At 71.3% G+C, this 12,005-nt stretch carries 13 protein-coding genes and 1 pseudogene; 9 read left to right on the top strand and 5 right to left on the bottom strand.

Translation table 11 applies throughout. From position 1 onward, the window contains the following. Positions 1-11: 11 nt before the first annotated feature. The 5 genes from AC57BS_RS20240 (at position 12) to AC57BS_RS20220 (ending at position 3,934) form a co-directional block, all read left to right on the top strand. Positions 12-1,193: an acetoin utilization protein AcuC gene (locus tag AC57BS_RS20240; RefSeq protein ID WP_496413248.1), complete on the top strand. Its 1,182-nt coding sequence runs from the start codon at positions 12-14 to the stop codon at positions 1,191-1,193. A 182-nt stretch (positions 1,194-1,375) separates the two neighbouring features. Then, positions 1,376-1,582, top strand: coding sequence for a helix-turn-helix domain-containing protein (locus tag AC57BS_RS20235; RefSeq protein WP_129454864.1), 207 nt, complete (start codon positions 1,376-1,378; stop codon positions 1,580-1,582). Between the two features lie 120 nt (positions 1,583-1,702). Further along, entirely contained in the window at positions 1,703-1,804 is a 102-nt protein-coding gene (locus tag AC57BS_RS20230) for a 30S ribosomal protein bS22 (protein WP_008356322.1), read from the top strand. Between the two features lie 11 nt (positions 1,805-1,815). Further along, positions 1,816-2,802 (top strand): SDR family oxidoreductase, encoded by a 987-nt coding sequence (locus AC57BS_RS20225; protein WP_496413247.1) that lies wholly within the window; start codon positions 1,816-1,818, stop codon positions 2,800-2,802. Further along, positions 2,795-3,934 (top strand): lysophospholipid acyltransferase family protein, encoded by a 1,140-nt coding sequence (locus tag AC57BS_RS20220; RefSeq protein WP_496413246.1) that lies wholly within the window; start codon positions 2,795-2,797, stop codon positions 3,932-3,934. The genes AC57BS_RS20225 and AC57BS_RS20220 overlap by 8 nt, the downstream gene beginning before the upstream one ends. Before the next feature lie 9 nt (positions 3,935-3,943). On the opposite strand, the gene AC57BS_RS20215 is transcribed toward AC57BS_RS20220, so the two are convergent. The 3 genes from AC57BS_RS20215 to AC57BS_RS20205 all read right to left on the bottom strand — a co-directional run bounded on the left by AC57BS_RS20215 (position 3,944) and on the right by AC57BS_RS20205 (position 7,004). After that, complete coding sequence (locus AC57BS_RS20215) at positions 3,944-5,167, bottom strand: DUF5667 domain-containing protein (protein ID WP_496413245.1); 1,224 nt, start codon at positions 5,165-5,167, stop codon at positions 3,944-3,946. Positions 5,168-5,246: 79 nt separating this feature from the next. Then, a complete protein-coding gene (locus tag AC57BS_RS20210; protein ID WP_496413244.1) occupies positions 5,247-5,987 on the bottom strand; it encodes a sigma-70 family RNA polymerase sigma factor in 741 nt (246 codons plus the stop codon). 129 nt (positions 5,988-6,116) lie between these two features. Continuing rightward, a complete protein-coding gene (locus AC57BS_RS20205; protein WP_496413243.1) occupies positions 6,117-7,004 on the bottom strand; it encodes an HAD family hydrolase in 888 nt (295 codons plus the stop codon). Positions 7,005-7,035: 31 nt separating this feature from the next. Here AC57BS_RS20205 and AC57BS_RS20200 point away from each other — a divergent pair, with 31 nt between their 5' ends. From AC57BS_RS20200 to AC57BS_RS20185, 4 genes are all read left to right on the top strand, one after another. Further along, positions 7,036-8,586, top strand: coding sequence for a class I adenylate-forming enzyme family protein (locus AC57BS_RS20200; RefSeq protein WP_496413242.1), 1,551 nt, complete (start codon positions 7,036-7,038; stop codon positions 8,584-8,586). Then, on the top strand, positions 8,583-8,825 hold the full coding sequence (locus tag AC57BS_RS20195) for a glutaredoxin family protein (RefSeq protein ID WP_496413241.1): 243 nt from the start codon (positions 8,583-8,585) through the stop codon (positions 8,823-8,825). The genes AC57BS_RS20200 and AC57BS_RS20195 overlap by 4 nt, the downstream gene beginning before the upstream one ends. A gap of 12 nt (positions 8,826-8,837) precedes the next feature. Next, positions 8,838-9,338 (top strand): P-loop nucleotide/nucleoside kinase family protein, encoded by a 501-nt coding sequence (locus AC57BS_RS20190; protein ID WP_496413240.1) that lies wholly within the window; start codon positions 8,838-8,840, stop codon positions 9,336-9,338. 99 nt (positions 9,339-9,437) lie between these two features. Next, the gene (locus AC57BS_RS20185; RefSeq protein ID WP_496413239.1) at positions 9,438-10,067 is read left to right on the top strand and encodes a YwaF family protein; all 630 of its coding nucleotides are present in this window, start codon (positions 9,438-9,440) and stop codon (positions 10,065-10,067) included. 267 nt (positions 10,068-10,334) lie between these two features. Here AC57BS_RS20185 and AC57BS_RS20180 read toward each other — a convergent pair whose 3' ends face one another. Continuing rightward, entirely contained in the window at positions 10,335-11,843 is a 1,509-nt protein-coding gene (locus AC57BS_RS20180; protein WP_496413238.1) for an HNH endonuclease signature motif containing protein, read from the bottom strand. Positions 11,844-11,891: 48 nt separating this feature from the next. Further along, positions 11,892-12,005 (bottom strand): annotated as a pseudogene (locus AC57BS_RS20175) (IS30 family transposase); the annotation flags it as partial.

The raw sequence follows: 12,005 nt of genomic DNA, 5'->3' as shown, positions 1-12,005 counted from the left end.
ACGTCCGCCACATGGAGTGCTCCGGGCCCACGTCGGTCGTGTTCGACAAGACCCTCTGCGAGTACAACTTCGGGCCCACCCACCCGATGTCGCCCGTGCGGGTCGACCTGACGATGCGGCTGGCCGAGGAGCTCGGCGTCCTCGAGCTGATCACGCTGGTCGACGCGCCCGTCGCCACCGACGAGCAGATCGCCACGGTGCACGACCAGGGACTGATCGACGCGGTGACGCGGGCCGGCGCGACACCGGGCTACGAGGACGCCTCCCGCGGTCTCGGCACCGAGGACGACCCGGTCTTCTCCGACATGCACCTCGCCAGCGCCCACGTCGTCGGCGCCACCCTCGAGGCCTTCCGCCAGGTGTGGAGCGGGGAGTCCCTGCACTCGGTCAACATCGCCGGCGGCCTCCACCACGCCATGCCCGAGAAGGCCAGCGGCTTCTGCATCTACAACGACGTCGCAGTCGGGATCAAGCAGTTGCTCGCCGACGGCGCCGAGCGGGTGGCCTACGTCGACATCGACGTCCACCACGGCGACGGCGTCGAGAAGATCTTCTGGGACGACCCGCGGGTCCTCACGGTGTCGCTGCACGAGACCGGGCAGATGCTCTTCCCCGGCACCGGCTTCCCCTCCGACACCGGCGGCCCGGGCGCCGAGGGCACGGCCGTCAACGTCGCCCTCCCCCCGGGCACCTCCGACGCGGGGTGGCTGCGCGCCTTCCACGCCGTCGTGCCGCCGGTGCTGCGCGAGTTCGCCCCGCAGGTGCTGGTCACCCAGCACGGCTGCGACTCCCACATGAACGACCCGCTCGCCCACATGATGCTCAGCATCGACGGCCAGCGCGCGGCCTACCTCGCGCTCCACGAGCTCGCCCACGAAGTCGCGGGCGGGCGCTGGGTCGTCACGGGCGGTGGCGGCTACTCGATCGTCGACGTGGTGCCGCGTGCCTGGGCGCACCTGCTCGCCATCGCCGCGGGTCGCCCACTGGACCCCGCGCTCCCGACGCCGCCGGGCTGGCGGGCGTACGTCACCGAGGTGCTGGGCGCGACGGCCCCGCACCGGATGACGGACGGGCGTACGCCGGCCTATCGCGACTGGTCGGCGGGATACGACCCCGATGCCTGGCTCGACCGCGCGATCAACGCCACCCGCACCGAGGTGTTCCCGCTGCACGGCCTCGACCCGCTGCCCTGAGATCCCCAGCTGAGGTCTCGGGAAGGTAAAGGTTCAACCCGACACGCCGCTAGTCACACAAGTTTCTCTGGCATTCCTCTTCCCCACGCGTCACGCGAGCCCTATTCTCACCAAAAGCGGCACGCCTGTGACGCCGGCGAGGAAGCCGGCGCCGTCGCCGCGACGAAGGATCGGTGCACACCATGGCTGAGAACACCCCTGGCGACATGTCCGAGGCGCAGTTCCTGACCATTGCCGAGGTCGCAGCCAAGATGCGCGTCTCGAAGATGACGGTCTACCGGCTCGTCCACGGCGGCGAGCTCCCCGCGGTGCGCGTCGGCCGCTCGTTCCGGGTCACCGAGGACGACGTCAACGAGTACCTCCGCAAGAGCTTCTACAACGCCGGCTGACGACCCCCGTCCCGGACCGGATCCCACTGCTCCGACTCGATTCCGCGGTCCACCTCCCTGCCAAGTAGGGTGTGCGGGTCCGACCGGCGAACGCCGGTCGCAAGGAAAGGTCTGATCCACGTGGGTTCTGTCATCAAGAAGCGGCGCAAGCGCATGGCCAAGAAGAAGCACCGCAAGCTTCTCAAGAAGACGCGCGTCCAGCGCCGCAAGCTCGGCAAGTAACACCCTCGACCATGGGGCGGGTCGTGCTGGTCACCGGGATATCCCGGGACATAGGGCGACGCTTCGCGCGCGCCGCGGCCGGCGACCCGTCCATCGATCGAGTCATCGGGGTCGACGTCGTCCCGCCGCGGGGCGACATCGGGGACGTCTCGTTCGTCCGCGCTGACATCCGCAATCCCGTCATCGCCAAGGTCATCGCCAAGGAGGACGTCGACACCGTCGTCCACATGAGCGTGATCGCGACGCCCGGCTCGGCCGGCGGTCGCGGGACGATGAAGGAGCTCAACGTCATCGGCTCCATGCAGCTGCTCGCTGCGTGCCAGAAGTCGACGACCGTCGAGCGCCTGGTGGTGAAGTCGACCACCACCGTCTACGGCTCCAGCCCCCGTGACCCCGCGATGTTCACCGAGGACATGGGGCCCAAGCGCCTGCCCTCCTCGGGCTACGGCAAGGACGTCTTCGAGGTCGAGGGCTACGTCCGCGGCTTCGCCCGCCGACGCCCCGACGTCGACGTCACGATGATCCGCGCGGCCAACGTGGTGGGCCCGCACGTGTCGAGCCCGCTCACCAACTACTTCCGCCTGCCTGTCGTGCCGCGCGTCCTCGGCTTCGACCCGCGGCTGCAGTTCCTCCACGAGGACGACCTGCTCCGGGTCCTGCGGCACGCCGCGGTCTCCGGCATCCCCGGCACGTTCAACGTCGCCGGCGACGGGCTGATGACGCTGAGCCAGGCCGTACGCCGCCTCGGCCGGCCGACGGTCGCGCTGCCGAGCTTCGCCGTCGGTCGCCTCGGTGCGACCATGCGACAGGCCCGCATCTCGGACTTCTCACCCGAGCAGCTGGGGTTCCTGACCTACGGTCGGGGTGTGGACACCACCCGGATGCGCAGCGAGCTCGGCTTCGAGCCGACCTACACCACCGCGGAGGCCTTCGCCGACTTCTGCCGGGAGCTGTCGCCGACCGGATCCCGTCCGACGCAAGGGGCCGGTCGTGCCTGAGGAAGCCCGCAACGGCACCGAGGGCGCCGTCGTGATCCCGATCGGTACCGGCGGCCGCCCCGGTCGTGGCTCCGGCAGCGCACGGCCGTCCTCGGCCGCCCGCAACCTGGCCCCGTCGGCCCGTACGTCCCCGAAGAAGCCCGCCAAGGCGTCGACGAAGAAGGCACAGCCGCCGCGCGCGGAGCCGCAGGCCGGACCGCCCCAGCAGGAGACGGTCGCCGAGGCGCCGCCCACGACCGGGATCCCGGTCGGGGAGTGGCTGTCCGCGCTCCAGGGTGCCGCCCACGAGGTCTTCGGCGACGACTGGGAGCGCCGCCTCGCCGAGCTGATGGCGTTCGTACGCCGCCGGCTGGAGGGCGACTACGAGGTCGACGACTACGGCTTCGACCGCGAGCTGACCGAGCGCTTCTTCATGGCCGCGCTGCGCCCGATCGCGCAGAAGTGGTTCCGCCTGGAGGTCCGCGGACTGGAGAACATCCCCGCCGAGGGCGGCGCGCTCGTGGTGTCCAACCACTCGGGCACGGTGCCCCTCGACGGCCTGATGACGATGCTCACCGTGCATGACCACACGGGCCGCTTCCTGCGCCCGCTCGGCGCCGACCTCGTCTTCCGGCTGCCGGTCGTCAGCTCCCTGGCGCGCAAGGGCGGCGCCACCCTGGCCTGCATCGAGGACGCCGAGCGGATGCTGTCCGGCGGCGACCTGGTCGGTGTGTGGCCCGAGGGCTTCAAGGGCATCGGCAAGCCCTTCAGCGAGCGCTACAAGCTCCAGCGGTTCGGTCGCGGCGGGTTCGTGTCCGCGGCGCTGCGCACCGGCGTACCCATCGTCCCGCTCTCCGTGGTCGGCGCGGAGGAGATCTATCCCCTGGTCGGCAACCTGCCGTCGCTGGCGCGCCTGCTGGGCGTGCCCTACATCCCGATCACGCCGTTCTTCCCCTGGCTCGGTCCGCTCGGGATGGTGCCGCTGCCGTCCAAGTGGATCCTCGAGTTCGGCGAGCCGATCCGCACCGACTCCTACGACGCCGCCGAGGCGGAGGACCCGATGCTGGTCTTCAACGTGACCGACCAGGTGCGCGAGACCATCCAGCACACGCTCTTCGACCTGCTCCGCGATCGCGACGGGGTCTTCAGCTAGCGCCTCGCATCAGGGCAGCAGGTTGCCCGTCGCGTCGCCGAGCGTGCCGCCGGTGGCGTCGTCGAGCGTCCCGGTGACCTCGCCGATGAGGCCGCCGGTGGCGTCGTCGAGGTCGGTCGTGAGTCCGCCGAGGGCGCCGCCCGTGGCGTCGTCGAGCTCGTCGACGAGCTCACCGGTGGTGTCGGTGACGGTCTCGGTGGCCTCGTCGACCGGCTTGGTCGGCTCGGTCTTGGTGGGCTGGGACGTCGTCGGGACGGGGAGCGTCGGCGTCGACGCGGCGGGCGTGGACGGCAGGCCCGCCGTGGGCAGCGGCTGCTGCGGGTCGAGCTCCTCCGGCACCGTGATGCCCGTGAGGTCCTGGCCCGAGATCGGGGCCGCCTCGAGCGTCAGGTCGTCCGCGTCGAGGCCCTCGAGGAGGTCCGTCGGCGCGCTGGACAGCAGGAAGTCCGGCGTCGTGGTGATGCCGCCAGTGCACGCCACGCAGGCGTTGCTGATCTCGAGGTCGAGGTCGGTGAGCGTACGGCCGGCGGCGACCAGCTCGTCGCGGGCGCTCTCGGGCAGCTGGTCCTCGAGCGCCTCGAGGCGATCCATGCTGGCGGTGGTGAAGTCGCGGGCGTCCTGGGCGTCGCGGTCGCTACCGGTGGCCTCATAGGCGGTCAGCAGGCTGCCCACGCCGTCGCCGGACTGGCGGGTGAAGGTGTCCAGCGTGTCGGCGACCAGCTGGTCTCCCGCGTCGCCGGCCGTCAGCTCCTCGAGCTCGGTGAGGCGGGTGCCGGCCTGCGCCACCAGCGCGCGGCCGCGGGCGGCGTCGTCGGTCGCGAGGCGTACCTGTGCGGACTCGATGCTCCGCTTCACGCCGTAGAGGGACTCACCGGGCAGGGCGGTCTGGGCGGCCACGGCCATCGTCGCCGCGGAGCCGACGAGCGCGGCGCCTCCGAGCAGCGCGCCGATGCGGCGCTGGCGCGTGCGGGAGGAGGCGGGCATCGCCAGCCGTGACGGCGCGGCGGGCTGGCGGACCAGGACGGTGTCGGCCTCGGCCATCAGGCCCTCGCGCAGCGACGCCACGAACTCGGCGCGCGGCGTCGGCTGGGGGACCGACCGCAGGTCGGCGACGACGTCGAGGAGGGCCGCGAACCGCTCCGCGTCACGCTCGGTGAGCGGCGTGCCGGTGCCTCGGGAGAGGAGTGCCTCGAACTCGTCGGCACGCCGGTGTGCCGAGAAGGCGGGTGTCATCGCTGTCGTCCTGTCTCACTGCGGGTGGTTCCTCCCACATGGACGAACGAGTCAGGCGAGGCGGGAGTTACGGGGTGTGTCACGTGTCTCTCAACCCCTCCGGCAGCAGCTTGGCCAGGTTGCGTACGCCGCGCAGCTGCAGCTGCTTGACGGCGCCGTCCGACCGGTCGAGGGCGCGCGCGGTCTCCGCGATCGACAGCCCCTGGAGGAATCGCATGATCAGGCACTCGCGCTGCTCGGTGGGCAGCTCGGTGAGGGCCTTGAGCAGCACCTCGTTGGTGAGTCCCGCGAGCACCGTGCTCTCGGGGCCCTCGGTGGTGTCGTCGTGCGGCGTCATGTCCTCGGTGGTCATCTCCAGGCGGGTGCGACCGGCCTTGAAGTGGTCCGTGGTGAGGTTGCGCGCGATCGTCATCAGCCAGGCGCCGAAGTCCTTGCCCTGCCACCGGAAGTTGTTCATGCTCCGCAGCGCGCGGAAGAACGTCTCCGAGGTCAGGTCCTCGGCCAGCGTCTGCGAGCGGGTGCGGTAGTAGAGGAAGCGGTAGACCGAGAGGTGGTAGTGGTCGTAGAGGAGGCCGAACGCCTCCTTGTCGCCGGCACGGGCCAGCTCGACCAGCGCGATGAGCCGCTCCCGCTCGGCCTCGTCGATCTCCGAGGACGTCGCCCGGTCCTCGTCGCCGACGGGGCTCGACCCGGACGAGCCGGGGCTCCGCAGCGGAGCGGAGTCGGGCATCGCGGTCTCCGCGAGGAGGACGTGACCGGCGGGCTGCGGGACGAGCTGCGGCGAGAGGGCAGCGAGGACTGCGCGCCTGAGCGCGTCCATGCCTTCGTCGAAGGCATGCTGAAGGTCGTCTGATGACCGCATGCGGTGTGTCCCCTCCCGGTTGCAGCATCATTCACGATAGGCGGCCGCGAGGGTCTTGTGAACCCGTGAGTAACTTTGAGTTACACCTCAGGCGGAGCGTCCACGCCCCCGGACGCTGACCCCGGCGGCGACGGCACCGGTGACCGCACCCGCAACGGCCGCGCCCACCAGACCGGCACGGGCGGCCTTGCGCCCGGTGCGGTAGTCGTGGATCCGCCAGCCGTGGGCGCGGGCGTGGGCGCGCAGCCGGGCGTCGGGGTTGATCGCGCACGGGTCGCCGACCATCGACAGCATCGGCAGGTCGTTGCTGGAGTCGGAGTAGGCCGAGCAGCGGGCGAGGTCGAGTCCCTCGCGGGCGGCGAGGGCCTTGATGGCCTCGGCCTTGGCCGGACCGTGGAGGAGGTCGCCGACGAGCTGGCCGGTGTAGACGCCGTCGACGTGCTCGGCGACCGTGCCCAGCGCGCCGGTGAGGCCGAGACGACGGGCGATGATGGTGGCGATCTCGATCGGGGCGGCGGTCACCAGCCACACCCGCTGGCCCTCGTCGAGGTGCAGCTGCGCGAGTGCGCGGGTGCCGGGCCAGATCCGGTGGGCCATCGCCTCGTCGAAGATCTCCTCGCCGAGCTCCTCGAGCTCGGCGGTGGTGTGTCCGGCGATGAAGGACAGCGCCGAGTTGCGGGCGTCGGCCACGTGCTCGGGGTCCTCGACGCCGACGATGCGGAAGTAGGCCTGCTTCCACGCGGCCCCGGCGATCTCGCGCGTGGTGAAGAACCGGCGGCGGTGCAGGCCGCGGGCGAAGTGGAAGATGCTCGCGCCCTGCATGACCGTGTTGTCGACGTCGAAGAACGCCGCGGCGGCGGGGTCGCTGGGCGTCAGCAGCGCGTTCTCGACCTCCGCCGAGGCCGCAGCTGCCTCGCCCGCCAGGGCCGAGCGCTGCTGCAGGTTGAGGCGTCGCGGTCGCTCGGACGGGGTCACCCGTCAAGCCTAGCTGTGGAAGGATCTGCCCATGCCGCGCAACGACATCTCCGCGTTGGTGGCCGAGGCCGCCGCGGACGTCCCCGACCGGCAGGCCCTCGTCGAGAGCGGTGGACGCTCGCTCACGTGGGCGCAGCTCGAGGACGAGGTCGCCCGCCTCGCGACCGGTCTCGGCGCCCACGGCGTACGCGCCGGGCAGCGGGTGATGATCGTCGTCGGCAACCGGATCGAGTTCGTCACGACCTACCTCGCGGTCCTCCGCGCCCAGGTCGTCGCCGTGCCGGTCAACCCGAGGTCGACGGCCGGCGAGGTCGCGCGCATGGTCGCCGACTCCGGCTCCCGCCTCGTGGTCGTCGACGAGACGGCGGTCGACGTCGTACGCGCCGCGCTGGGCGAGCTCGGTCCCGAGGCCACGCCACCGACGGTCGTGGTCACCGGCGTCGAGCCGGGTGAGGGGGAGCTGGCCCTCACCGACCTGCGCGCGGACGTCGTACGCCCCGTGCCGCCGCTGCCCGATCCCGAGAAGCTCGCCGCCCTGCTCTACACCAGCGGAACCTCCGGCCTGCCGCGCGCGGCGATGCTCAGCCACCGGGCGCTGCTGGCCAACATCGAGCAGGTGGCGGCGGTCGAGCCGCCGATGATGCACGGCGACGACGTGGTGCTCGGCGTGCTGCCGCTGTTCCACGTCTACGGCCTCAACGCCGTCCTCGGCGGGGTGCTGCGCCATCGCGCGCGGCTGCTTCTCGTGGAGCGCTACGACCCCCAGGCGGTCCTCGACCTGATCGACGACGAGGCCTGCAGCGTGGTGCCGATCGCGCCGCCCGTCTTCGCCCAGTGGCTGCCCGACGAGCACCTGCGCGAGCGCCTCGGCCCGGTCCGTCTGGTGCTGTCGGGCTCGGCTCCGCTCGAGGCCGAGGTGATCGAGCAGTTCACCTCCCTGACCGGCATCCCCGTGCACCAGGGCTACGGGCTCACCGAGGCGGCGCCGGTCGTGACGAGCACGCTGTGCAGCAAGGAGCCGCACGCGGGCTCGGTCGGCGCGGCCCTGCCCGGCATCGAGCTGCGCCTCGTCGACGAGACGTGGGGACAGGTCGAGGGCGAGGACCCCGGCCAGATCCAGGTCCGCGGCGACAACCTCTTCAGCGGCTACTGGCCCGACGGGTCCGACGGCCCCGACGCCGACGGCTGGTACTCCACCGGCGACGTCGGGTTCCTCGACGCCAGCGGCGACCTCTTCCTCGTCGACCGGGTGAAGGAGCTCATCATCGTCAGCGGGTTCAACGTCTATCCCACCGAGGTCGAGGACGTGATCCGCGAGGTCGACGGCGTGGCCGACGCCGCCGTGATCGGCGTCCCCGACGACGAGACCGGCGAGGCCGTGGTGGCGTACGTCGTCCCGTCCCGCCCGGTGACCCACCTGGAGGAGGCGGTCCGGGCCCACGCGATCGTGCGCCTCGCGCGCTTCAAGCTGCCGTCGCGCATCGAGGTCGTCGACGAGCTGCCGCTCACCGCGACCGGCAAGGTGCAGAAGGGCCGGCTCCGCGGCATCGAGCGCCGCCGGGTCCAGGGGCTGCTCGGATGACCACCCCACGCGTCACCCTCTACTCCCGTCCCGGGTGCCACCTCTGCGACGACGCCCGCGCCGTGATCGAGGCTGTCTGCGCCGACCTCGGTGAGGCGTACGAAGAGGTCGACATCACCACCGACGACGACCTCGAGGACCGCTACCGCGACGAGATCCCGGTGACCCTGGTCGATGGCCGCCAGCACGACTTCTGGCGGGTGGATGAGGCGCGGCTCCGGGCTGCGCTGTCCGGCTGACGAGAGCGTCGCGTGCGTGGATTCGTGCTCGTCGGCGGCTGGCCCGGGTCGGGCAAGACCACGCTGTCGAGCGCGCTCGCGGCGGAGCTGGGCGTCCCGCACCTCTCCAAGGACGTGGTCAAAGAGGCGCTCATGGACGCCATGGGCGCACCGGCCGACGTCGAGGCGTCCCGCCGGCTGGGCCGGGCAGCGGTGCACGCGCTGCTCGGTGCTGCGCAGGGTTGTCCGGCTGCCGTCATCGACAGCACGTGGTACCCCTACGCGGAACCGCTCGCCCGTTCGCTGCCCGGGCCGATCGTCGAGGTGCGCTGCTTGGTGCCGGTGGAGATCGCCCGCGAGCGCTACCTCGGTCGGGTGAGGGACCAGCGACACCTCGACGGGCTGCGCGGCGAGGCGGAGCTGTGGGGCGAGGAGGTGGCCCACCTCGGGCTCGGGCCGCTCCTCGAGGTGGACACGTCCGGTGCCGTCGACGTGGTAGAGGTCGCGGCGCTGGTGCGGTCGATGCTGGGGTGATGCGGTTTCCGGTGACCAGGCGCAAAGGGCCCTCGACCGGACAGTGATTGAGCGCCGCTACTCGGGCGTGCGACATGTGACCCGGGTCACGCTGAGGTCATGACCCTGACCGCCTCGGCAGCTGCCACTCGCTTCGACACCTTTTCGCTCGAGCACTACGTGCTCATCGCCGGCTTCTTGGCAGTCTGCGTCGCGTTGGCCCTGTTGGGTCGGGCGCACCGCGGCAGCCCCACCGAGATCGGTTTTCGGCGTGGCTTCGCCGTCCTCATCATCTGCTTCACGGTGCCCATGCAGGTGCTGCAGCTGCTCCCGGGCGACTACGACATCGCCACGTCACTCCCGCTCCAGCTGTGCGACCTCGCCTGGATCGCGGCCGTGGTGGCGCTGTGGACGCGGCACTGGGCGGCGACCGCGCTGGTGTACTTCTGGGGCCTGACCCTGACGGTCCAGGGCATCATCACCCCGGCCTTGAGCCAGCCGTTCCCGGACCCGCGCTACCTGATGTTCTGGGGCATGCACTTCCTGGTCGTCTGGGCGGCGGTCTACCTCATCTTCGGCCTCCGCGTCCCGGTGACGTGGAAGAGCTATCGCTTCGCGGTGGTCGTCACCCTCGCGTGGGCTGTGGCGGCGATGTCCTTCAACATGGCTGCCGGCACCAACTATGGCTATCTCAACCGGAAGCCGGCGTCGGGCACCTTGCTGGACCTCTTCGGGCCCTGGCCCGGGTAGGTCGTGGTGGAGGTCGTCGTGGTGTGCCTGGTGTGGGCTCTGATGACCTTGCCGTGGCTGGCCGCCGCCTCGCGGTCCGCGCCACACCGACGCCCGCTGGTGGATTCCGGCGAGCGTCGATGAGCAAGGTCGGATGGCCGGGGCCGGGAGTCGCTGCTGTTCGAGTCCGGACGGACGAACAGCATGCGGAGGCGGGTCGGCGCCCATCTCGGGTCAGGACGTGCCTGTGACCCCGCCAATCGTTGATCGGCGGGGTGTGGGGCGGGGTCATCGTCGCCGTGGTCGCGGGACGCCGGGCGGGGCGGGTGGGTCGATCGCGGTGGTGCCGGTGTGGTCGCGGCGGTAGCGGTGGCCGTGGGGTGAGGTCCACTCGAACACCCCGTTCTCGACCATCGCGTAGCGCCAGGCGGAGTGGGTCTTGAGCCGGTGGTGGAAGCGACACAGGCAGGCGAGGTTGTCGGTCCGTGTGGGACCGGGCTGGGGTCTGCCCTCGGTTTCGGCGTCGTGGTCGTACGCGACGACATGATCGACGTCGCAGCCACGGGCTGGGCGGGTACACCACGCGAACACACACGTCCGATCTCGCAGCTGGACTTGCTCGCGGATCCGGGCGGGGATCTCGTAGCCCTGCGCGGTGAGCTGGGCGTTGAGGTCGATGACGGGCTTGACGGTGACCTTGGTGCGCGAGTCTGAGCACCAAGAGCGGACCTGGTCGAGCAGAGCGAGCCGCTGCCCGTTCTCCATGCGTCCGGTGGGACCGAAGACCGTGGTGTCGCCGGAGAAGGTGGCGTCGAAGTGGGCGTGGATGACGACCTCGCGAGCGGCGGGCAGGTTGGGGTGGTCGTCGTCCTCGCCCCTGTCTTCGGTGGTTGTGGTGCGAGCCCTTCGAGACGCCTCGTCCGTCGGCTCCTCAGGATGAGTTCCGCGAGCCTCGACACCACCCTCCCGGGCTGCATCGTCCTGGAAGGCGAGGTCGAGTGCGGTCTGCGTACGGGCGAGGTCGCCGAGGGCCTTGGCCCGGCGTGCGTCGAGCGGCAGCTTCGACCCGAGTGCCTTCTGGACCGCTGCGTGGTGGGCGACGGCGCGGTCGAGGTCGAGGGCGTCGGCGATGTCGAGGTCGGCCTCCAGGTGCAGGGTGCCGGCGTAGTGCACGTCGTCCTTGTCGACCGTGACGTGGCGCGGATCGACGGCGAGGTAGCCGTCCTCGGGGTCCTTCGTCGGGTCCGCGACGGCAAGGTCGTAGCGCTTGATCGTCTCGGCCACGAGCCGGTCGAGCTGCGCGGACCCGATGCGTCCGGCGACGGCGGCGACCTGGGAGTCGACGAACCCCGCCGCCTCGGCCGTGAGTGCGGGTGAGGAGTGGATGGTGGTGTCCGCCACCGCGCGTGCCCGCCACGCCGGCACCCGACCAGCCTGGACCTGGCCCCACAGCCGCGGGAGGCGGTGGCGCAGCTCGAGCGCGTGGCCGATGAGCTTCTTCGCCGCCGTGGTCGAGATGCCGAGGGTGGTGCCGAGCTCGGCGACGCAGAACTCCGCCACCAAGGGTGCGCCTTCGCCGGCGATGGGCTCTTCGTGCTCACACCCCGGCACCGTGAACGATGCCGCGTCGTGGATCGACTCCGGCGGGTGCAGGTCCGCCCACCGGGCGGCAAGCACGAGCTGCTCGGCCGCGGCCCGGTCCTCGGCAGCCTTGCGGTCGCGGATCTCTGACAGCACCTCGGAGGCCGAGAGGTCGTCTGCGACCCCCCGTGCCCCGGCTGCCAGTCCGTCGATCATGTGTTCGAGTCTACGGAAGCCCACCGACAGTGGCCGTGGCTCGCTAGTTCAACCGGCTGTTGCAACGAGCCTCTTGTTGAGTGCCTGGCCGGGAGTCTGCCATTCGAGGGTCTTGCGGGGTCGGGTGTTGAGCTGCAGGGCGACGGCGTCGCAGTCGGTGTC

The sequence above is a fragment of the Nocardioides sp. BGA-UO-ETr-FS32 genome (assembly GCF_059567905.1).
This window is presented reverse-complemented; position numbering and strand designations above follow the sequence as displayed.